The organism is Paenibacillus sp. FSL E2-8871, from assembly GCF_038000345.1.
In the GTDB taxonomy this organism is placed as follows: Bacteria; Bacillota; Bacilli; order Paenibacillales; family Paenibacillaceae; genus Paenibacillus_AQ.
This window is the reverse complement of record NZ_JBBOBV010000001.1, coordinates 3,917,333-3,937,122: the sequence shown is the minus strand read 5'-3', so window position 1 is coordinate 3,937,122 and position 19,790 is coordinate 3,917,333. Positions and strand designations below refer to the sequence as shown.

General features: G+C 45.3%; 27 protein-coding genes. 23 read left to right on the top strand and 4 right to left on the bottom strand.

What is annotated here, in order from left to right:
- Window positions 1-9: 9 nt before the first annotated feature.
- Entirely contained in the window at window positions 10-423 is a 414-nt protein-coding gene (locus NYE25_RS17890; protein WP_076285600.1) for an ImmA/IrrE family metallo-endopeptidase, read from the bottom strand.
- Window positions 424-454: 31 nt separating this feature from the next.
- Window positions 455-883 (bottom strand): helix-turn-helix domain-containing protein, encoded by a 429-nt coding sequence (locus NYE25_RS17885; protein ID WP_042192135.1) that lies wholly within the window; start codon window positions 881-883, stop codon window positions 455-457.
- A 287-nt stretch (window positions 884-1,170) separates the two neighbouring features.
- Between NYE25_RS17885 and NYE25_RS17880 the strand changes: the two genes are divergently transcribed.
- The 23 genes from NYE25_RS17880 (at window position 1,171) to NYE25_RS17770 (ending at window position 16,722) form a co-directional block, all read left to right on the top strand.
- Window positions 1,171-1,665, top strand: coding sequence for an ArpU family phage packaging/lysis transcriptional regulator (locus NYE25_RS17880; protein WP_076285599.1), 495 nt, complete (start codon window positions 1,171-1,173; stop codon window positions 1,663-1,665).
- 423 nt (window positions 1,666-2,088) lie between these two features.
- Entirely contained in the window at window positions 2,089-2,502 is a 414-nt protein-coding gene (locus NYE25_RS17875; RefSeq protein ID WP_339798867.1) for a phage tail terminator family protein, read from the top strand.
- On the top strand, window positions 2,499-2,678 hold the full coding sequence (locus NYE25_RS17870; RefSeq protein WP_076285581.1) for a hypothetical protein: 180 nt from the start codon (window positions 2,499-2,501) through the stop codon (window positions 2,676-2,678). The genes NYE25_RS17875 and NYE25_RS17870 overlap by 4 nt, the downstream gene beginning before the upstream one ends.
- Complete coding sequence (locus tag NYE25_RS17865) at window positions 2,678-4,000, top strand: phage tail sheath family protein (RefSeq protein ID WP_341146515.1); 1,323 nt, start codon at window positions 2,678-2,680, stop codon at window positions 3,998-4,000. Before NYE25_RS17870 ends, NYE25_RS17865 begins: the two co-directional genes overlap by 1 nt.
- A gap of 1 nt (window position 4,001) precedes the next feature.
- Window positions 4,002-4,472 carry a phage tail tube protein gene (locus NYE25_RS17860; RefSeq protein ID WP_076285579.1) on the top strand — a complete coding sequence of 157 codons (471 nt, stop codon included), beginning with the start codon at window positions 4,002-4,004 and terminating at the stop codon, window positions 4,470-4,472.
- A 113-nt stretch (window positions 4,473-4,585) separates the two neighbouring features.
- A complete protein-coding gene (locus NYE25_RS17855) occupies window positions 4,586-5,008 on the top strand; it encodes a phage tail assembly chaperone (protein WP_042131197.1) in 423 nt (140 codons plus the stop codon).
- Window positions 5,009-5,034: 26 nt separating this feature from the next.
- Window positions 5,035-5,187: a hypothetical protein gene (locus NYE25_RS17850; protein WP_179085817.1), complete on the top strand. Its 153-nt coding sequence runs from the start codon at window positions 5,035-5,037 to the stop codon at window positions 5,185-5,187.
- Window positions 5,188-5,198: 11 nt separating this feature from the next.
- Window positions 5,199-7,067 carry a hypothetical protein gene (locus NYE25_RS17845; protein ID WP_339267395.1) on the top strand — a complete coding sequence of 623 codons (1,869 nt, stop codon included), beginning with the start codon at window positions 5,199-5,201 and terminating at the stop codon, window positions 7,065-7,067.
- 1 nt (window position 7,068) lies between these two features.
- Window positions 7,069-7,821 (top strand): LysM peptidoglycan-binding domain-containing protein, encoded by a 753-nt coding sequence (locus NYE25_RS17840; RefSeq protein ID WP_076300990.1) that lies wholly within the window; start codon window positions 7,069-7,071, stop codon window positions 7,819-7,821.
- A gap of 9 nt (window positions 7,822-7,830) precedes the next feature.
- Window positions 7,831-8,793, top strand: a complete 963-nt coding sequence (locus NYE25_RS17835; RefSeq protein ID WP_341146514.1) for an XkdQ/YqbQ family protein — start codon at window positions 7,831-7,833, stop codon at window positions 8,791-8,793.
- Between the two features lie 5 nt (window positions 8,794-8,798).
- Complete coding sequence (locus NYE25_RS17830) at window positions 8,799-9,095, top strand: DUF2577 domain-containing protein (protein WP_341147746.1); 297 nt, start codon at window positions 8,799-8,801, stop codon at window positions 9,093-9,095.
- Window positions 9,092-9,523 (top strand): DUF2634 domain-containing protein, encoded by a 432-nt coding sequence (locus NYE25_RS17825; RefSeq protein WP_341146513.1) that lies wholly within the window; start codon window positions 9,092-9,094, stop codon window positions 9,521-9,523. The genes NYE25_RS17830 and NYE25_RS17825 overlap by 4 nt, the downstream gene beginning before the upstream one ends.
- Entirely contained in the window at window positions 9,516-10,574 is a 1,059-nt protein-coding gene (locus NYE25_RS17820; protein WP_341146512.1) for a baseplate J/gp47 family protein, read from the top strand. Before NYE25_RS17825 ends, NYE25_RS17820 begins: the two co-directional genes overlap by 8 nt.
- A gap of 1 nt (window position 10,575) precedes the next feature.
- On the top strand, window positions 10,576-10,989 hold the full coding sequence (locus NYE25_RS17815; protein ID WP_339243617.1) for a phosphoglucomutase: 414 nt from the start codon (window positions 10,576-10,578) through the stop codon (window positions 10,987-10,989).
- A gap of 1 nt (window position 10,990) precedes the next feature.
- A complete protein-coding gene (locus tag NYE25_RS17810) occupies window positions 10,991-12,013 on the top strand; it encodes a DUF2793 domain-containing protein (protein ID WP_339243616.1) in 1,023 nt (340 codons plus the stop codon).
- Window positions 12,014-12,024: 11 nt separating this feature from the next.
- A complete protein-coding gene (locus NYE25_RS17805) occupies window positions 12,025-12,360 on the top strand; it encodes a hyaluronate lyase N-terminal domain-containing protein (RefSeq protein WP_076300996.1) in 336 nt (111 codons plus the stop codon).
- A gap of 3 nt (window positions 12,361-12,363) precedes the next feature.
- Window positions 12,364-12,975, top strand: coding sequence for a putative phage tail protein (locus NYE25_RS17800; RefSeq protein ID WP_339243615.1), 612 nt, complete (start codon window positions 12,364-12,366; stop codon window positions 12,973-12,975).
- Window positions 12,976-12,986: 11 nt separating this feature from the next.
- Entirely contained in the window at window positions 12,987-14,642 is a 1,656-nt protein-coding gene (locus NYE25_RS17795) for a hypothetical protein (protein ID WP_339243614.1), read from the top strand.
- Window positions 14,643-14,657: 15 nt separating this feature from the next.
- On the top strand, window positions 14,658-15,101 hold the full coding sequence (locus tag NYE25_RS17790; protein ID WP_339243612.1) for a hypothetical protein: 444 nt from the start codon (window positions 14,658-14,660) through the stop codon (window positions 15,099-15,101).
- Window positions 15,102-15,233, top strand: a complete 132-nt coding sequence (locus tag NYE25_RS17785; RefSeq protein ID WP_339241483.1) for an XkdX family protein — start codon at window positions 15,102-15,104, stop codon at window positions 15,231-15,233.
- A 78-nt stretch (window positions 15,234-15,311) separates the two neighbouring features.
- Complete coding sequence (locus tag NYE25_RS17780) at window positions 15,312-15,713, top strand: hypothetical protein (RefSeq protein ID WP_339243610.1); 402 nt, start codon at window positions 15,312-15,314, stop codon at window positions 15,711-15,713.
- Window positions 15,714-16,406 carry a M15 family metallopeptidase gene (locus NYE25_RS17775; protein WP_341146511.1) on the top strand — a complete coding sequence of 231 codons (693 nt, stop codon included), beginning with the start codon at window positions 15,714-15,716 and terminating at the stop codon, window positions 16,404-16,406. It abuts the gene before it with no gap.
- A 13-nt stretch (window positions 16,407-16,419) separates the two neighbouring features.
- Entirely contained in the window at window positions 16,420-16,722 is a 303-nt protein-coding gene (locus NYE25_RS17770; RefSeq protein WP_341146510.1) for a holin, read from the top strand.
- Between the two features lie 81 nt (window positions 16,723-16,803).
- Here the strand turns inward: NYE25_RS17770 and NYE25_RS17765 are convergent, their stop codons facing one another.
- Both NYE25_RS17765 and NYE25_RS17760 read right to left on the bottom strand, forming a co-directional pair.
- Window positions 16,804-18,114, bottom strand: coding sequence for an MBL fold metallo-hydrolase (locus NYE25_RS17765; protein ID WP_341146509.1), 1,311 nt, complete (start codon window positions 18,112-18,114; stop codon window positions 16,804-16,806).
- A complete protein-coding gene (locus NYE25_RS17760) occupies window positions 18,111-19,790 on the bottom strand; it encodes an ABC transporter permease (RefSeq protein WP_341146508.1) in 1,680 nt (559 codons plus the stop codon). The genes NYE25_RS17765 and NYE25_RS17760 overlap by 4 nt, the downstream gene beginning before the upstream one ends.

Sequence of the window (19,790 nt, the reverse complement as noted above, 5' to 3'; positions counted from 1 at the left end):
TATGCTCTATCATTCTTCCAAAAGAAACTGTACTTCTGGCGGAATGCCAATCCGTAGATAATAACTTTTACAGGATTCTTCTTGCTCAGGATTACTGCCTATGGATAGTAGCTTTACAGCAAAGACGTTAGCTTGACGCTCAAGCTTGCCAGGAGAGAAGTAAGAGCTTTCTTCCAGGAAAAAGCGGTTAATCCCCTTGTGAAGGCGATCATGTCCTAATTCATGCGCACAAACGAAGCGCTGCCACTCAACTGGCAACTCATTATGAATGACGATAAATCTTCTTCTTAGTTTTCGGTAATATAATCCCTTTGTGCCTGTCCCAAGGTTCATGAAGCGAATATGAATACCTAGCGCTGAGGCCAGCTCGAACGGACAGTTGGTTTTATATTTTTTAATCAGATTATTGATCAGTTCATCCATATTCTTCACCTGCAGCATGTTAGTGTAGTTATTAAGTGTTGTTGGATTTCTTTCTCTTGTTCATCTGTTTGGCTTCCCAGAATAAGCCGGTCAGTACATCTTTTATCCTCTGTTTGTCATCCTTGTCTAGTGGAATCCCATCAAACATCAGCTCTCCATCATCCTCCAGCATTTTACGGAAGTCACGTTTATCCTTGCTTGTAGCCCACTCTGGGACAATCTCTTCGCTTGGAAGAGCCTGTTCCTGCAAATACCCCGCTTGATCCATTAGCTCCTCGTACGGGACTCCTGTAGCCTCTGCTATTTTGCGTAATGTAGTTGGCTTAGGAACACCTCTTAGACCATTTTCAATCCGTGAAATCTGTGATCCGCTAATACCTGCTGCTGCTGCCAATTGATTAATAGTAAGTCCCTTAGTTTCGCGAAGTTGCTTCATATAATCCCCAAAATCCTGTTTCATCTCAACCACTCCTTATAGACTGAAGCTTATGTTATTAATATAAGCCATTTTTGCCAATTGGTAAACAACAAAGCGTATATTATTGCCAAAAGGCAAGATAATGGAGGGAAAGCTATCCTTTTTCGCCCAAAACAGACTCAAACGGGATTTTACGAGATTGGTAGAGAAGTGGTATATTATAGAAAAATACGAACAGAATACGAACACTTTTATATTTTAGCACATTGCTTAGGAAACTTCCGCAATTTAATCTCATTCTGTTAAAACCTAAAGGAGTGCATAAAATGATGAACTTATCTGCTTTACCGGAGCTAGACCGTCGCCGAACCCAGGTCGCTATAGAGAGCATGTTGGAGAAATACCGTATTTTTAAGACCGTTACATTTGAGGCTAAGGAAGCCAGTACTACTTATTCGTATACAGAAAGATTTCATGGTCCTACGAATACTGTTACTGATCAGACTGCTGCGATAGCTTCATATAATGTGGATATACCGGCTGCCAGGAGGGCTTTTTGCTCGGCGATAGACTCTGTGGTAGAAAGACTCGATACGAGGGAACAGCAATTAGTAAGAGAGCGTTATATGAAAAGAGACGAAACGTACGATTATACGATTTACAATCAGGTGTTTGATCCACCGGTAAGTAAGGATACTTACGTGAAGATACGTTCGAAGGCTTTTTATAAGATGGCTTTGGCTTTAACGGATCTCGGTCTACTGTCCCTTAACACTTTAATAACAGCGCCCAGAGTGAAGAAAGAGAAGGTTAGTATTACTTAAGAGATATAGACGGTTACTAAAGACTGTGTCGTCCGAGCGGATGATGCGGTCTTTTTTTATTGATTTTATGTTCCTCCGAAAAACCGCTCTATACCATCCCAAAGCTAGCTTAAACCTCGTCGGTATACCGTCTCTGCAAGGCAAATAGGGGTGTATATTTATAACATGGCAAATGAAGCAAAAAGAACACCGCAAGAGCATGAATGCTCTGCTAATAGTTCAACCCTAGTGGTGATGAGAACAAATCTAGCGGTGAAAGATTCTTTTGGCATTGGCCTAGTGTAGAAGGGTATTATCCAACATCGGATAGTATCCTTTTTGTTCTTAATTTTAGTAGAGGGGGGTCTTCTTAATGTTAATGCAATTGAAGGTTAACACCATCAAGGATCGGCGAACCGCCGCAGTTCAGAAAGGAATGGAGTGATGTCGGTACAACAATTACGAGAACACATTACCAGTGCGCTGGAGAGGTACTTTCCAGATGTGCCTGTATATGTGGAGGGGGAGAAACCTCAGACGGCTTATTTTTATCCCGGACTGATCTCAACGACTCTGGATCGGCAGCGGGAAGGCCGATATTTAGCGGTCTATCGCTTCGGTATCCGTTATGAACAAGGCAGTCTGCTAGAAGCCGAAAGAATGGCTGATAAGCTAAGCGAGGCAATGGCAGGGATGGAGCAAGAAGGTGGTTCTTTTCGTGTAGTTAGGCAGGCCTGGGAAGCTGGGGCTGTGGGACATGGACCGCTTTTTACGACGGACTATATGGTGTATTTGCAAAGTGAGAAGCCTGACCCCATTAAGATGGGACATATGATAGGAGGAGAAAGACTGAAATGAGCACAAAGGTGAGTAATGGAGATCGTTTTGGTAAAGAGCAGATTGTGAATTCATCGCTTTTTACGGCTAAGGAAAAGGATGTGCTGAACGTTATTTTGCACGATGACAAAAGTTATACGATCGAAGAAGCGAAGCAATCTATGGGATTGTTTATTAATAAGGAGGTTTTGAACTAATGGCAGGCGGAACATGGACAACTCAAAACAAAGTGCGCCCAGGGGTGTACGTAAATGTAGCATCGAATCAAGGTGCCATCGGCAAAATGGGAGAACGCGGGATTACTGCTTTGGCACTTGCCTTATCATGGGGAGAACCTGGAGTGATCATGGAGATTACCCCGCAGGACGACGTGAATAAGCTGCTAGGTTATGATTTGGAACATCTAACATTACTGCCAGTACGCGAAGCGCTGAAACTTGCGGGAACGTTACTGCTCTATCGATTGAATGAAGGGGTTAAAGCGGCAGTTACGAATAGTGGTCTGCAAGTAACGGCTAAATACGGCGGTGTACGCGGAAACGATCTTTCTGTTGTTATTGAAAAGAATATTGAGAATAATGCTCTTTTTGATGTAAAGACACTGCTGAATGGAACTGAACTGAATAAACAAACGGTTGGAACGGCTGAAGAGTTGGTCGCTAACGATTATGTACAATTCCAGAAAAATGGTGCAGAAGGCTTGAAGCTAACCGCAGGGATGCCGCTTATTGGCGGAGCTAATGGTACGGTGACAAATGGTGCGCATAGCGATTTCTTGTCTGCTCTTGAGGTGCTTGAGTTCCAAACGGTTGGACTAGTATCACAGGATAGTACGCTTAAGGCGCTGTATAGCTCTTGGGTGAGAAGACTGCGGGATACGGAAGGTAAGAAAGTGCAGGCTGTACTATCGGATTATGCTACTGCGGGTCATGAGGGTGTGATCAGCGTGAAGAATGGGGTAGTACTGAGTGACGGAACTAGGATTGATAACAACAATGCTGTTGCTTGGGTGGCCGGTGCTACGGCTGCTGCTGAGGTGAATCAATCACTGACTTATCAGGGATATGACGACTCCGTTGACGCTGATGTGCGGCTTAGCCATTCTGAGACGACTGCAGCTTTGCTGCGAGGTGAATTGCTCTTTACTTACAGTGGAGGGCGAGCTGTGGTGGAGCAAGATATTAACACGTTTACGGCATTTTCTCCGGATAAAGGCAAAGCGTTCTCCAAAAATCGTGTGCTACGCGTGCTGGATGGGATTGCGAATGATCTGAAGCGTATTTTTGAGAACTACTACATTGGTAAGGTAGCGAATAATGAAGATGGACGGGCTCTGTTCTGGTCACAATGTGCGACTTATATGAATGATCTGCAGGATATGGGTGCGATTGAGGGCTTTAACGCGCAGACAGATGTTGTCGTTGTGGCTGGTGCGGATAGTGATAGTATCGTGCTGGATGTGGCTGTGAAACCGGTAGATTCCGTAGAAAAAGTATATATGAAAGTGAAGGTGGTTTAAGATGGCATTTTTAAAAGCTAGTGATACGATTTCCGGCCAGGAGGGCCGTGCGTATGCCGTGATTGGTACGCAAGCTGAAGAGATGTTCTATGTGAAGACGCTTGAAGCTACGGTAGAAAAAACAAAGGCAGAGGTGAAGACTCTAGGCCGCCGTGGTGTTCAGCATAAAGCGACTGGATGGTCGGGCAGCGGTTCGATGACGATTTTTTATATGACTAGCCGTTTCCGCCAGATGATGCTCGATTATATGAATACAGGTGTCGATCAATATTTCGATATTGAGGTTACGAATGAAGACCCATCGTCCAGTGTGGGAGCACAACGCATTATTTTAAAAGGCGTGAACCTTGATAGTGTCATCATGGCTTCTCTTGATACAGAATCAGATGCGCTGGAAGAAGAAGTGAGCTTTACCTTTGAAGACGTGCAGATTGTGCAAGCATTTGGCGCTCCCGCCGGCTCCGGAAAATAATAAAGACAACTAGATAGGAGCAAGTAAGGCCCGGGCGTGCAGGTGAGCGGCGGGTCTCTTCTCTGTCTAGTTAGTAGTACTAGAAGAAACTAAATCATTTTAGGAGGAAGACAATGAGTGAATTAAGTTTGTTTTTTGCGCAAAATGTAGCATGTGACACGACCGAGGAGTTTGTAGTATCGCAGCGGTTTAAGGATAAGGAAGGAAACGCAGTTGCCTGGAAGCTACGCAGTATGAACGAGGATGAGAATCAGGAATGCCGTAAAGCAGCTACTCGTAAGGTCAAAGGTAAGAACGGAGTGTATACCTCCGAGATTGAACCGAATGATTATATGGCTAAGCTTATGACCTCAAGTGTGGTGCATCCAGATCTGAAAAATGCTGAGCTACAACGTTCTTATGGTGTTCTTGGTGCCGAAACGCTGCTGCGTAAAATGCTGCTTCCAGGTGAATTTGCGGCACTGGGTGAACGGGTACAGGCCTTGAATGGCTTCGGTACAGATATGAACGAGCTGGTGGATGAAGTAAAAAACTAATCAACGAGGGCGACAGCGAAGCCAACTTGGCTTACTACGCCCTCCACGAGCTGCATATTTTACCGCATGAGCTGATGAAGCTGTCTTCGCGCGAACGTGCCGCAATCTATGCGATGATTTCTGTTCGGGTGGAGAAGGAGAAGCGGGATCAGGCACGGAGTAAGGCGAGGAAGAGATAGGGGGTGAATGAATGAAAATAGAAGCATCTAAAGCTATAATGCTACCGATGAAATCCCTGGGAATTTGGAAGAGTGTTAATAAACAATGTGTTCGTGTAAACAGTAATCTGGATATCGTTAATCGTCTACTCAAGGGAATGCAAGTAGTTGTTAAGCGGTCAAGTGATGAAATGAGCCGTTCTCTTAATCAAGTTAACCAGTCTTTACAGGACATCAACGATACACTACTTGAGGGCTTTAAACGGCTCCCTCCTAAGGTTGTAGTTTCCAGGGATATAGTTATTGAGCAAAGCCAACAAGCGGGGCAATCTCAACAGCTAGCTCTTCTATTGGGTAAAAAGGAAGAAGAAAAAGCGAAGAAGGTAAATTGGTGGAAGGGATTAAAAGCAAAAGAGAAAAAGAAAGAAGAAGAGAAAAAGCCTGAAGTTAAGGCCGATCCAACCCCCAAGCCCAAAATCAATCTGAGCAAGGAACCACCAGTTCCACCATCCCCACCATCTCCTGACTCGAAAATTATGAAATTTCTCAAGACAGCAGATGTGGTGAAACCATTTAACGCGGTTAAGTCTTTGGGGGAGAAAGCTGTAAAAGCTGCGGCAGAACCAGAAGATATCGCCAACTGGAATAAGCTGAATGAGAATACAGACGCTGCGCTTGGAAAAATCGGTGAGAAAGCAATGGGAGCCTTGAGGCCAGTGATGGATACCTTGAACACGGCGCTAACTTCAGGCCAATTGTTGCCGATTATAGATGCCATGGCTAATGGATTTCTCTTCATTGCTAATGTGATTAGCATGGTAGTTGATGGAATATTATGGTTGGTTGGAGTAGTGCAGGAGAACTGGGCTTGGATTGAACCTTTCCTAATAGCGATAGCTACCGTCTATTTAGCAGCAATAATTGTTCAGGTGTATCTACTTGCAGCAGCATGGATGGTAGCCAACTGGCCTATTCTAGTAGTAATAGCCGTTATTGGAGCTCTTATTTTAATTTTTCAGTTATTAGGTGTTTCAGCGGGGGATGTCGTTGGAGCTATAGCTGGGGCATTTGGGTGGTTAGGGGTCCATATACAGAATATTATAATATATTTGCAAAATATATTTATAAGTTTTAAAGATTTTCTTCAGAACTTGTTTATAGATCCTGTTTATGCGATTAAGAAGCTCATTTACGACTTAGCAGTTAACTTCTTGGATCTTATGTATCAGATGGCAATTGGCGCTGAAAACTTTGCAGGTGGATTTATGAAGGTAGTAGCACAAGCTATTAATGCAATGCTACCAAGTGTTAAGAAACTACTGGATTTGTTGAGCAAAATACCAGGATTAGAAGGATTAGCTAATATAAAAATAGATTATTTAAATCCTGAAGAACCCCATGCTGTGAGCGGAATGATTAAAAATTTGAAGGGACAATTGGTTGCCCCAACCAGTGATAAGGCTGTGAAAAACTCTGAGAAGAAAGATTATTTAGAATATGCGGATACAGTTAATGCTTACGCTCAAAAGGGGAAGGATTTCGCTGGGAAATTTAGTGATTTGGGAAGGAAAGCAGAAAAGATAACGGAAGAGGCAAAAGGGCAATCAAAAATCTCACAAACAGAAATCTTTGCCAACCAGAGCAACAATCTAAACACCGTAAACCGCGTGAAAGAACTCGACTCCATCAACGACACTGTAGACATCTCTAGCGATGATCTGAAAATGCTGAGGGAGCTGGCGGAGATTCAGGCGATCCAGAATTTTGTGCAGCTGACGCCGACGGTGCAGGTAACAACTGGAAATATCAACAATGCTGGAGACATTGATACGATTATCAACAAGATCGGGCAAAAGCTGAACGAAGAGTTTGTCTCTACAGCGCAGGGGGTGTATACGTAACGTGGAAGAGTACGGGATTTTTCTTGGTTTTAATAATCAGGCGGAAGCATTCCGGCTACCAGTCAACCCGGAGACCTTAGAGATCAAAGAGAGCGGGGATGGAAAAAGCTATACCATTATAGATTTGGGTGAAATCAATACGATTGCTTATCCGAAGCTTACGGAGATTACAATTGAAAGTATTTTTCCGGCACAAAAATATCCGTTCGTATTGGTGCAAGAGGACGGGTTGAAGAGACCTTTTGAATATGTGGAGCTGATTAAGAAGTGGATGACTAGTCGCAGACCTATTCGTTTTGTATTCTCTGGGGTGAGTTATGCTGATGACTTGAAAAAAGCTGATGGGAAGCTAAACAACCCTCAGAAATGGTTAAAGGAATCATCGACTAGTGAGGATAAATCCATAGAAATTGATTTCGGTGTGAACATGGCTATGAGTATTGAAGGTTTCTCTTGGAAGCTCAGTGCGGGTACATCAGGGGATATTGAATATTCTTTATCTCTCAAAAAGTATGTATTCTATCAAGCGGTAGCAGTTAAGGTTGTCAAAGATGAAGTGAAGGTAGAACAGAAGCGGGCTAATGAAAAGCCCAAACCTAAAACGTATATCATGAAATCTAAAGACAATCTATGGAAAATCGCTAAAGAAATTCTTGGAGATGGCAAAAGGTGTGGAGAAATCCAGAAACTTAATGGCATTAAAGATAGTGAGCTGAGGAAGCTTCCAATCGGTAAGGTCATTAAGCTACCGTAGGAGGCTGTTATGGAGCTACTTGTAAAGAATAAGGAAGGACATTTATGGGATATTTCAGGTATCGTCTCCGATATTACATGGAAAACTGCTCGTTCAGGCAAACCATCAACGCTAGAGTTAACACTTGTGGACAGTGGTATCTATCAGCATCCCAAGTTTAGCATCAGCAACGGTGATATTATTCAGTTCAGCAAAGATAATGTGGATGTATTCTACGGGTTTGTGTTCAGCATTGATACAGGCTCGGATCAAGAGATTAAGCTGACTGCTTATGATCAGATTCGTTATTTACTAGGCAATGGTAGTTATGTTTTGCAGGATGTCACGGCTAGCGATGTTATTACTAAAATAACCAAGGACTACGGCCTGAAGACAGGTGTGCTGGAGGATACAGAGTACCGGATTCCCTCTTTAATCGAGGATGACAAAAAGCTGCTGGACATTATTATGGGAGCGATCGGCAGTGAGCTTCAGTATAAGGGGCGGTTGATGGCTTTTTATGATGACTTTGGTAAGCTAACGCTGCGAAAACCAGAGTCTATGCTGCTTAATCTGGTGTTGGGAGCGGGGCATTATCTGTATGACTATTCGCTCAAAAAAAGTATTGATGATGATACGTACAACACCATTTTTCTATACAAGGATAACGAGAAGTCTGGTAAGCGTGATTTCTTTCCGGTTAGCGATAAGGATAATGTGAAACGCTGGGGTATCCTGCACTTGTATCAGAAGGCCGATGACAAAGCGAATGCTGCACAAATTCAGGAGAAGGCAAATAATCTGCTAAAAATGCACAACCGTGAAAAGCTTAGTCTCTCCGTACAGGCGATTGGTGATATGCGCGTAAGGGCTGGTAATTTCATTTATGTCCTGCTTGATGAATTCAAGACTCAGGTGTTTCTGGTGGATCAATGTAGTCATAAGATTTCCGGTGGGGAGCATACGATGTCCCTCGATATAAAGGTGGTGTAGAAATGATGTTGGATATTATAAAAAAAACAAGCTTAGGAGCCGTGGGAAATACAAATCCCGTGGCTTTTTCTTATGGGACAGTAACGGAGGCAGCTCCTTTGCAGATCCAGGTGGATCAACGTTTTATTTTATCGGGGAATGCGCTAGTGCTGCCTGAATCGGTAATGGAATGTAAAGTCGAGCTAGAGGGTAGAGAAGTGGTAGTGCGTCGAGGACTTGCCTCTGGTGATCGGGTTCTGATGGTTCGGATGCAGGGTGGACAAAGCTATATTGTTCTGGATCGGCTGGTGAGTCCGATATGATTCCTGCGATTGGAAAAGCTGGACCGATAACTGCCCTTCTTGAAGGCGAGGTCAACCTTGAACGTGGGGAAAGCCCCAGTCTAACCTACCGAATGGATTGGGACAGAAAAAGGATCACTGGCCAAGCGGATGGACTTGAGGCAGTGCAGCAGGCAGCAGCCAAAATTCTGCGAACCGATAGATTTGAACATCTGATTTACAGTTCGGATTACGGAACAGAGTGGCAGCTGGTTCTGGGTAAGGATCGGCTGTTGGTCAGAGCTGAAATCAGACGTGTCATTAGTGAGGCCTTACTTCAGGATGAACGAATCCTTAGCTTAGAAAATATTGAGGTTTCTTTTAACGGGGATAATCTAACTTTTGATTGTAAGGTGGTCACACGCTATGGGAATTTTCAGCTGAGAAAGGAGTGGGATGAGGATGTATGAGGATCAGACGTATGAGGCTCTTTTAGAGCGGATGCTGGACCGGGTTCCGTCAGGTCTGGATAAACGAGAGGGTAGCATCATTTATGACGCGCTCGCTCCGGCAGCAGCAGAGCTGGCGCAAATGTACATTGAGCTGAATGTGAATAATAATCTGTATTTTGCAGATACGGCTACCGGTGAGTACTTGGAGCGAAGTATCTCCTGGTCAGGAATTGTAAGGCGTGAAGCGAGCAAGGCGCAGCTAAAAGGAATTTTTTATAAAGCGGATGGGGGATTTGTGGATGTTCCTCTCGGTAGCCGCTTCTCACTCGATATGCTGAATTATATGGCTGTGGAGAAGCTATCTCCTGGAGTGTATCGGTTAGAGAGTGAAACCGCTGGAGAAGAAGGAAACCGATATTTTGGTTCTTTGCTGCCAGTGGATTATATTTCAGACCTCGCGCGCGGAGAAATAGCTTCTCTTCTGATCCCTGGAGAGAACGCCGAAAGTGATGAATCGCTACGCCAGCGTTATTTGGATTCAGCCAGACGCCCAGCTACTAGCGGCAATAAATATCACTACATGGAGTGGGCTATGCAGGTTGTGGGGGTGGGAGGTGCACGTGTTTTTCCGTTATGGAACGGTCCTAAGACGGTGAAGGTGATTGTTGTGGATGCCGAGAAACTTCCTGCTTCTGAGCTACTGGTGACTAAGGTTCAGCATTACATTGATCCGGTCTCTGGAGCTGGTGAGGGGCAAGCTCCTGTAGGTGCAGTTGTAACTGTGGCGTCGGCAACGGGCAAAAGCATTAGTGTAAGCGCAAAACTAACCCTTGCTACAGGTTATGCGCTGCAAGCAGTAAGTGAGGAATTCAAGGCGATTCTTGAGGGCTATCGTAAGGAGAAGGCTTTTTCAGCAACCTATATCAGTCAGTCTGTAATCGGGGCACTATTGCTAGCAACTGAGGGAGTCGCGGATTACAGTGAGCTGAAGCTGAACAGTGGAGCGGGCAACGTAATGTTGAACGAAGAAGAAGTGCCGTTGTTCGGTAATGTTCTACTGGAGGTGTAGGATGGGATACCCAGAGGACATTGATATTTTTCAAGAAAAGCTAAATAAAAAAGCAAACGGTGGTAGCTACGTCATCGAAGAAAGATTACCGCTTGTAAATGGCATGTACAGTGGTGGTCTCGCACATGACAACATCAATAATCAGACCATCGCAGTGTACACAGGGTCACAGTATTCTGGGATTGAGCTACGCAATTTTACGGTGTCTTTTCCGGATGAGGCGCCATGGCGGCGGTTGATTAAGATTTTTGCTGATGTGCCAGAGGTGTATGTGACTTACGAAACTCCTGGCGATACGGTGGAAGCAGAGGATATTAACGGTTTGCAGGTAAGTCTTTCTGCTGTTCAAACTGAAATTGAACGGTATAAGAACAAGGGCCAGATTGACGGGGGATCATTTAGAAGAGAGGTGTAAAATGGCGCAAAGTATACAAATAAAGAGGGGCACGAAGGCGGAACTAACGAGTTATGGAGTGTTGAAGGTGGGCGAACTTGGTTTTTGCACTGATACTAAGGAAGTCTATATCGGTGACGGCACATCTAATTCCATGGTCGGCAGGGCGCTTTCGGGGCCAGAAGCCTCGCGGCCGGTTGCGGGAGTAGTTGGTCGTTTGTATTACGTGACTACGGGTGCGAATAGTGGATATTTATATTTTGATGATGGGGCAGCTTGGCGGCGGGTGAATGCGCAGAAGCTTAGCGATCTGACGGGTACAATCGACGATATCGCTGATGGAGCAACATATGCGAAGGTGCTTAAAGCGGATATTAGTGCGGGGCATATCAACAAAGTATCAGATGGTACGAACGTAAAGACTGCCGCTGAGATCAAGACTCACATTGACGATGTGGCCAAGCACCGGACGATCAATGATGCGGGGACTACGATTACAGACTTGTGGTCTGCGCAGAAGATTAAAAATGAAATTGAGCTGGCCAAGCATAACATCGAACCGCAAGCGTCGGTAAAAGATCAGAACCTGCTGGCTCCACCAGCCAGTCCGGTTGAGGGTGATCGATACATTATTCCAGCTGGAGCAACCGGGGCATGGGCGGGGAAAACGAATCAAATCGTGGAGTACCAATCTGCTGCTTGGGTATTTTATGTTCCTGCCGTAGGCTGGACCGCTTACGTCGATGATGAGCAGAAGATTTATAGCTGGAATGGCAGCGCATGGGTTCGTACGGGTGGTGCATTACAGACCATTACAGCTGGAAACGGACTGATTGGTGGTGGTCAGGCCGATGCTGTGACGCTGAATATTGGTGCAGGCAATGGGATCACGGTTACTGCAGACGCCATTGCGGTTACGGCTGGAAAAGGGATCTCCGTGGACGCGGTTGGTGTAGCAGTAAGTGTGGATGGAAACAGCATTGTTTACGACGCAGCGAACGGCAATAGACTTACCGTAGCCAGTATTGATGGCGGAACATTCTAGGGGGCGGGACAATGGCTCTAAAAACATTGATTCAAATACGCCGCGGCTTGGAAAGTGCGATTGGAGCACTGGCTATTGGTGAGCTTGGCTATTGTACAGACAGTGGGAAGCTATATATCGGTTCTGCTGCTGGGAATGTCTTGCTAGTTGCGGCACAAAGTACCGGGGACATGCTGAAAAGTATTTACGATACGAATAACAATGGCAAGGTGGATTTCGCGCAACAAGCGGATAGTGTAGCTTGGGCGGGGGTAGCGGGTAAACCAGCAGTGTTTCCTCCGGCGGCGCATACACATGATTATTTGCCCAAAGGCCCCCTAACCTGGAATCAACTGAAGGGGGTGTAGAGGATGAGTTACGGCAGCTCTTTATACAGCGAATTGCAATATTCGGCAGATAAAGATTCGAGCCATCCGGGTGAAGTCGAAGCGCCTGATCTAATGCAGTATTTGTCGGATTATTATAAGGATGTTCGTGAAATGGAGAAGCTTCAGGAGACCATCGGGCTAGAAATTGGTGGACTGAAGGTAGGCACTATAGATGTACTGGATCAGGCGTTTATTGAAACGGCAACGGTAAGTCTTGGACGTTGGGAGGCTGAGCTTGGACTAAATATTGATTCATCCAAGTCATATGCCACACGCCGAGAGATGATTAAGGCGAAACTGCGTGGAAACGGGACGACAACGCCGGAGATGATCCAGCGGACGGCGTCCGCTTTTTCAGGTGGTGTGGTTGAAGTTAAGGAAGTGCCCAATGAGTATCGTTTTGAGATTCATTTTGTGAGTACGTTGGGCATTCCTCCCAATATGGCAGGGTTGATTCAAATCATCGAAGAGATTAAACCTGCGCATTTGGCTTATGAATTTGTGTTCAGCTATACGTGGTGGGACTCCGTTAAGGTTTTGACTTGGGAGAGTGCTCACAATAAAACATGGAACGAATTAAGAACTTATAGATAGGAGAGTGACACATGCAAACCACAGGAAATTTGGGCTTAAAGAAGCCCGAGGGAACAGATATCGTTGATATTGCCGATCTGAACGGGAATATGGATATCTTGGATAATGCTGTTAATGGCAAGGTTGATAAAGTTACTGGCAAACAGCTGTCTACCAACGATTACACCGCTGCAGAGAAAACAAAGCTAGCGGGCATTGCTACAGGAGCGACCAACTATACTCACCCAGCTACTCACCCACCAGCTATTATTGTTCAAGATGCGAGTAATCGGTTTGTTACGGATGCTGAAAAGACAGCATGGAATGCGAAAGAGACTCCTGCTGGCGCTCAGGCAAAAGCTGATGCAGCGGTAGCGGCGGTAAAAACGGACTATATTCGTCAGCCGGGATATGCTGCAACTAGCGGCACAGCTACAGCTTATAGTGTAGTCTTAGCCCCAGCCCCTACTACAACACCGGATGGATTTGGTATCACTATAGTTCCGCACGTAACCAATGGTGCAAGCCCTACGCTCAGTGTTAACGGACTTGCAGCAGCGCCTCTTAAAGATCAAAAAGGCGTAGCGTATACAGCAGGAAAATTGCTAGTTGGCAAGCCTTATACGTTCCGGCGTGTGGGTACGGATTTTTTGGCAGATAGCGCGGGTGGCTCTGGTAATGCGGTAGCAGGAGATATTCGCGCAGGGAAAACGGCGGCAACAGACGCAGGGGATATTACAGGGACACTCCCGGTTCAAACTGGTGGTACGGTGACTCCGGGAGCAACGGCAGTCGTCAAGCCAGCAGGGATTTATGATGCGGCGATCACTGTCGCAGCCGTTACAGTTCCAGCGGCTAAGGTCCTGAATGATACCACGATTGCCGGGACGAAAGGGACTATCCCAATAGCGAATCCAGTAGCGAGTACCCATTGGCCTGCCCCTGAGGTCTCTTACGGAGCATACTCAGGTGATGGTATTCCATATTTGTATTTAACTGCTCCGAATGGTCACTATCTAAATGGTGTCAATTGGGTTAGATATCGTGAACCTAATTTCAACCCTGCATACTACCGATCAGATGTAAACATGTTCGGTCAACAAGGAGCTATGCCCGTTATCAACGATGCGGCTGATCCAGCAACAGGTATTGGAATTTGGGGTGATGGCGGCTTAGCTGTATATCCAAGAGAGGGCTACAGAAAAGGCGGCGCTGGTGCAGGAGAGATTAAAGTACCTTTGGATTTGTTGAGGACTGCCGTCCCATTGTACCCTCAGTATATAGCGGCAGGCGTCAATATGTTTAATGTTATTGGAACATTGCAGCCTCGATTATACGCAGCAGGAAGCGGTAATCTTGCGGATTACGTGCAAGTTAGTGATTATGCAACTAATGATAACTGGGGAACTTATAGTTTGACTGTAACGGGATTGGCATTTAAACCTCGTGTGGTAAGGATTATAACTGGCAAGAGTATGTACGCATTTTCGGTATATGCTAGGGGTATAAATCCTAGTGGAATAAACGGTCAAGATGGACTCACCACCATGCACACAGGAAGTAATAGATTTGTACAAATTTGGACGCCAGCCGCACCCGGAATTGTATGGGCTTCAGACAATGGCTTCAGATTACCAGCTGGTGGAAATGAACCCGGATTAGCTGTTTCATGGGAAGCGTGGGGATAAGAAAGGGGAATACTAATGGATATAGGCAGAAAGATTTATTACGATAAAGCTACAGGAACCGTCCTAGTGGATACTGGAGAACGTTCCGGTTTAGTGGTAGAAACGACGCAAGAACAGGATTTTGAAGCTTACAAGGCACTAGCGGAGAGAACACCGGAATCAGTAGGAGTTCTAGAACTAGAGTATGGTGAGTACCGCGAAGACTTTGGACGAACTAACGGGTATTGGGTCAATCCAAAGACATTAGAGATTGAGTTTAGCTATCCAGATCCTAATGTCGATCCTGTGCAGCCACAAGAACCAGTATTTCAGAAGCCTTTGACCGAAAGGATCAAAAATGTTGAATCAGAGAGTGCTGGCATGGCACTCGAACTAGCAACGACTCAATATCGATTGGATCAAGCAGAGCAAGAACAGGCAAATCTACTTCTGAGTCTCGTGGAAGGAGGTGTACTATAAATGAACTGGTACGCACTGATTAAGCGATACTTTGACGCAGGTTTGTATACGGGAGAACAGGTACAGGTATTTGTTACAGCCAAAAAGATAACGACTGAACAAGCTAAAGAGATTACAGATAGCGCCATATAGTAGGCGTTTTAATTTTGCCCTCGTAGCTATTACGGGGGCTATTTATATTGATCAATAGATAGAGAGGGGAGTTGTTATATGTCTGTAGGGGGAGTCAATCCAGAAGGAGGGACCGGAGGTGCAGTCTTGGAGAATCGTATGGAGGATGTTGAAAATCGTCTGTCCGGAATGTCCGATGAGTTGATGCGCTTCGGCGCAGAACACGCCACATTTAGCACAGAGCTACGATTGCTTAAAGAGAAGCAGTCCAGGCACGAGGAAGACGTAAAGCAGATCAAAGAATCCACTATCGAAATGAAGATACAATTTAACGAGATTATGAGGCGTTGGGATACTTTGGACTCACGTGTGTTCCAGCTATTGCAACAATCTCAGACGGACAGCAAGAGCGAACGAAAAGTGTTTGTTGATCTACTTAAATACGTTCTGGCTGGTACTATCTTTGCTATTATTGTTTTTTTATTTAAAGGAGGGGTATAGATGCTCACATTGTCCCAAATCAAAGAAAAATCAAGTAGACGTCTAACCAACCTACACCCCATAGTCCGTTCCGCTGCTACTGCTCTAATCGAACGTTGCTACAAACTCAACATCTCCATTCTCATTACGCAAGGACTTCGCACAATAGCCGAGCAAGATGCTCTCTATGCACAAGGGCGTACTAAACCTGGAGCGATTGTTACCAATGCGCGTGGCGGGTATAGCTACCACAATTTTGGATTAGCCGTAGATTTTGCTCTTTTGCTGCCGAATGGATCGAGTGTGTCGTGGGATATGCGCCGGGACGACAATAACAACCAGATCGCGGATTGGCAGGAGGTTGTAAAAGAGGCCAAGGCACTTGGATTTGAGTGGGGAGGCGATTGGACGAGCTTTAAGGACTATCCACATTTTCAAATGGCATTTGGCTTAATGCTCACACAGTTACGTGCAGGGGCAAAGCCCTCAACATCTGCGGTGGAGTCAGCGTATAAGGTCATCAATCGGAAGGAGGAAGAAGAATTGAAGGGTGATATTTTTGCCGTCGTAAAAGTTAACGGGGTTAAGGTTGCAGATGGAGTGCTTGAAAAAGGCATTACCTACGTTCCCGTTCGTATTATTGCAGAAGCGCTAGGCGCACAAGTAGGTTATGATTCCGCCACTAGGACGGTTGAGATTAAAAGTACTCACTAAGGAGGTATCTATCATGGAAACTAGAGAGATTTTAGATGATGTTATGGCGTTTGCCTCTATATTAGCTGTATTCGTACTTGCTTTAGTTCAATTGGTCAAAAATAGTATCAACATCCCCCGTAATGCAGTCCCAATTATCGGACTATTAATAGGTTTGCTCATCGGAGCGGCAGCGTATCCTTTTACCGAACTGGATATCGTTCTTCGCCTTTGGGCTGGGGGGCTGGCTGGTTTATCTGCGACGGGGTTGTTTGAGCTAGCTTTTAAGGATCGCCCGGGGACTACGAAAGAAATAGATAATAGGTACGAATCATAAAAAAAAAGGGCTGTTCCATAACGTCTGAATAGACCTAAGGAAGAGCCCCATTATTTTTTTACGAGATTACATAGTTATGCTTCAGAACGAAAGCGTACTTCCAGGCAGCAAAGAGTACAGCCCTGCAAACCCTTCTCCTTCTAATATAGAAGTGACATGATCAATATGCGATTTGGGAGCATGAACCAGTACCGATCGGCGGCTGGGAACCGTTTGGAGCATTTCTCGAATGTCCGGTAAGCCTTGGTGGACTTTATAGCGAATGAGTGAGATTGTGCATCGCATGTCGCTAGATTCTTCTACTATAGAATGTTTAACGAGACGGTGCCCGAAACTACCTGCCGCCAAATGTCCCGTGAAAATCACATGGTTGTCAGGAGAAGCAGAGAGCTGGTGAAAATACTCTTGTGCTTTTGCCGACTGCATCATTCCGTCATTGGTAAACACGATTGAGCTCTTGAGATTCAACAATGCCTTTGCACGTTCCTCTGAATTAGATACAATACACAAGTTCTTTCTATTAAAAAGCATATCAACGCGCTGAATAGCGCCCTCTTTCAGCCATTCGGTCTTATCACTCAAACCTCTTAAAGGTGCTACGAGCTCTTCTTCGACGATCAGCTGATCATTCGGGAAACACTCGCTTGCCCATACGATTAATTCCTGGCTTCTGCCATGGATAGGCACCGGAAGGAGGACTGAACCCCCTTTTTGCAGAGTGTTACAGATCGCTGACTCTAATTGCTGTAGCTTTACAAGCTGCTCATCAGGATCCGCGCCATATGCGGCATCGATAATGGATAGATCGACGATATCTTTAGCTCCGGCTTCCATAATCGTTGGTGAATCTGCCATGAGCAGCAGCGACTCCTTCGTATAATCCCCTGAGAAAAATACGATTGTTCCATCCCATTCGAGGATCAGCCAAACCGAACCTGCTAAATGTCCGCTTCGCCCCCATTGTACTCGAAGATTAGGTGCAATCCTCAGCCAAGTCTGAGGGGGGATATGCTCCTCCAAATACATGAACTGGATAGATTGCTTATCTATTTCTTCATAAGGTAGTGATGCGGACTGAGCAGCCACATATTTATCCCAAGCTTCGAAATAATCGGGAAGCTGTTTAACGGTAGCTTTCGTTGTCCATACCTTACCTGAATATCCATACTTATATAGTAGGGGAAGTGCTATGGAATGATCCTCATGCGCATGGGACAGAAACACTGCCTGCAAATGTGGGATGATGTCTGTATCTAGCAGGGGGTATTCACCTGGGCCTTCTTTTTTGACACCACAATCGAGTAGAATACCAGATTGCCCATCTTTGTCCTGCAAAAGATAGGAGGAACGGCCATGCTCTCCGGCCCCTCCCCAAATCGTTAGTGTGCTCATCGTTGTCTCCGCTTTCTATCTGGGCTTAAATATTCTAATACTAGTAGTAATATAGTAGTAACGCCGACAGAGATCACTGCCATGGCCATCCCCATCGCTACTGCACCTTGTTCAAACTGGGCAAAAATATAGGTCGCCGATGTCTGCATTGAAGGTGGAAGAATGAGTAAGGAGGCTACCAGTTCCCGATTGGAAATGGTGAAGGTCATCATCCATCCAGCCACCATCCCCGGTAGAATGAGTGGGAGCAGGATACGGCGGAACACATAAAGCTTGCTTCCTCCGAATACTTGTCCCGCTTGCATAAGGGAAGAATCGATCTGCCCATAGCTCGCTTTTACATACTGAACAGTATAGGGGATGAATAATACAACGTAGGTAAGCACAACCATCCAGTAGGTATTATAGAGCGGAATAGGCATCCAGCGAGCATTCCATAGCAGGATTAGCCCTACTACAATTACAATTCCAGGAACTGTGTTGGGAAGTAGGCTGAATAGATCTGTAGTTTTCTGCTTGAATGTAGCTCCTTTTCCTACAGTTAAGGCAAACCAAGTCCCAAGAATAACCGCGATACTGGAAGCAACGATGGCTAATGTGAAGCTATTTAATAAGGCCTCAAGACCTTGAGAACCCGGTGATAGCAGCTCTGCATAATGTTTTAAGGTTAAATTGCTCCAAGATACGCCTTCTCCTCGCAGCTTTAATAATGAGGCTGTTATGATTGAAAAATAAGGAATGCCGATAGATGCTAGAAGTAATAGAACAACATATCCCCAACTAAGAACCCCTACGATTCCAGTACTTTTATAACGTTTGGTACGAGTCCCTTTTCCGCCTATTAAGCGATAAGAGAAGCGGCTGCTAATTAGAGTCTGGATGTACCACATGACGAGACAAACTCCGAGCAGCAAGGAAGCTAGTGAAGTAGCCTTTCCAAAATCTATTGGCCAACTAGAGATATACTTATGGATTTCAGAGGTCAGAACGTAAAATCCGATCCTACGACCAAAGGTCGCAGGGGTACCAAATTCGGCAATCGTTTTGACGAAGATGAGAAGAGCTCCAAGCCCATAGCTGGATAATAGCAAGGGAATGATTACTCTTTTAAATCTGTAAAAGAACGGAGCACCATGAACAGAGGCTGCTTCCTCCAGATTGCCCCCGATCTGCAAAAGCGCATTACGCAGCAGTAAATATAGGAAGGGGAATAAATGCAGACTCATGATCAGCACCATCCCTCCATAACTAAAGAAATACGGAGTCAGCACGGAGGAAGCGGGCAGAAACTGTTCCATATACCCACCCGTCTGCATAAATAACATCCAACCCATTGAACCAATGTATGGCGGAGTCATAAAAGGAATTAGTAGCACAACATCCAGCCAATTATGATGCCCTAAGTCCGTTTTAGCCATAATCCAGGCCAGAGGTAGTGCAAATAGCGTAGTTAGTAGAATAACGCTTACCCCGAGCCCGATAGAATTCAGCAGTACCTCAACCAGATCATGACTACTCATAATGGTTCGTAGTGGCGCGGCTATATCCAGCTGCTCATTGGGATAGATACTGGTCCAAAAAATGAGCAGGAGTGGCAGCAGTACGAGCACTGTCAGTATAAATAAAGCAAGTCCGCCGCTCACCCATTTAAATGAGCGTAAAGAGTTAATATTCAT

Excerpts from the sequence above, each read along its gene's own strand:
- NYE25_RS17815 (WP_339243617.1), top strand. The coding sequence starts at position 10,576 with ATGGGATACCCAGAGGACATTGATATTTTTCAAGAAAAGCTAAATAAA.
- NYE25_RS17865 (WP_341146515.1), top strand. The coding sequence starts at position 2,678 with ATGGCAGGCGGAACATGGACAACTCAAAACAAAGTGCGCCCAGGGGTG.
- NYE25_RS17780 (WP_339243610.1), top strand. The coding sequence starts at position 15,312 with ATGTCTGTAGGGGGAGTCAATCCAGAAGGAGGGACCGGAGGTGCAGTC.
- NYE25_RS17855 (WP_042131197.1), top strand. The coding sequence starts at position 4,586 with ATGAGTGAATTAAGTTTGTTTTTTGCGCAAAATGTAGCATGTGACACG.
- NYE25_RS17845 (WP_339267395.1), top strand. The coding sequence starts at position 5,199 with ATGAAAATAGAAGCATCTAAAGCTATAATGCTACCGATGAAATCCCTG.
- NYE25_RS17870 (WP_076285581.1), top strand. The coding sequence starts at position 2,499 with ATGAGCACAAAGGTGAGTAATGGAGATCGTTTTGGTAAAGAGCAGATT.
- NYE25_RS17830 (WP_341147746.1), top strand. The coding sequence starts at position 8,799 with ATGTTGGATATTATAAAAAAAACAAGCTTAGGAGCCGTGGGAAATACA.
- NYE25_RS17885 (WP_042192135.1), bottom strand. The coding sequence starts at position 883 with ATGAAACAGGATTTTGGGGATTATATGAAGCAACTTCGCGAAACTAAG.
- NYE25_RS17890 (WP_076285600.1), bottom strand. The coding sequence starts at position 423 with ATGGATGAACTGATCAATAATCTGATTAAAAAATATAAAACCAACTGT.
- NYE25_RS17775 (WP_341146511.1), top strand. The coding sequence starts at position 15,714 with ATGCTCACATTGTCCCAAATCAAAGAAAAATCAAGTAGACGTCTAACC.
- NYE25_RS17835 (WP_341146514.1), top strand. The coding sequence starts at position 7,831 with ATGGAGCTACTTGTAAAGAATAAGGAAGGACATTTATGGGATATTTCA.
- NYE25_RS17785 (WP_339241483.1), top strand. The coding sequence starts at position 15,102 with ATGAACTGGTACGCACTGATTAAGCGATACTTTGACGCAGGTTTGTAT.
- NYE25_RS17810 (WP_339243616.1), top strand. The coding sequence starts at position 10,991 with ATGGCGCAAAGTATACAAATAAAGAGGGGCACGAAGGCGGAACTAACG.
- NYE25_RS17860 (WP_076285579.1), top strand. The coding sequence starts at position 4,002 with ATGGCATTTTTAAAAGCTAGTGATACGATTTCCGGCCAGGAGGGCCGT.
- NYE25_RS17805 (WP_076300996.1), top strand. The coding sequence starts at position 12,025 with ATGGCTCTAAAAACATTGATTCAAATACGCCGCGGCTTGGAAAGTGCG.
- NYE25_RS17880 (WP_076285599.1), top strand. The coding sequence starts at position 1,171 with ATGAACTTATCTGCTTTACCGGAGCTAGACCGTCGCCGAACCCAGGTC.
- NYE25_RS17760 (WP_341146508.1), bottom strand. The coding sequence starts at position 19,790 with ATGAATATTAACTCTTTACGCTCATTTAAATGGGTGAGCGGCGGACTT.
- NYE25_RS17790 (WP_339243612.1), top strand. The coding sequence starts at position 14,658 with ATGGATATAGGCAGAAAGATTTATTACGATAAAGCTACAGGAACCGTC.
- NYE25_RS17825 (WP_341146513.1), top strand. The coding sequence starts at position 9,092 with ATGATTCCTGCGATTGGAAAAGCTGGACCGATAACTGCCCTTCTTGAA.
- NYE25_RS17770 (WP_341146510.1), top strand. The coding sequence starts at position 16,420 with ATGGAAACTAGAGAGATTTTAGATGATGTTATGGCGTTTGCCTCTATA.
- NYE25_RS17800 (WP_339243615.1), top strand. The coding sequence starts at position 12,364 with ATGAGTTACGGCAGCTCTTTATACAGCGAATTGCAATATTCGGCAGAT.
- NYE25_RS17765 (WP_341146509.1), bottom strand. The coding sequence starts at position 18,114 with ATGAGCACACTAACGATTTGGGGAGGGGCCGGAGAGCATGGCCGTTCC.
- NYE25_RS17820 (WP_341146512.1), top strand. The coding sequence starts at position 9,516 with ATGTATGAGGATCAGACGTATGAGGCTCTTTTAGAGCGGATGCTGGAC.
- NYE25_RS17795 (WP_339243614.1), top strand. The coding sequence starts at position 12,987 with ATGCAAACCACAGGAAATTTGGGCTTAAAGAAGCCCGAGGGAACAGAT.
- NYE25_RS17875 (WP_339798867.1), top strand. The coding sequence starts at position 2,089 with ATGTCGGTACAACAATTACGAGAACACATTACCAGTGCGCTGGAGAGG.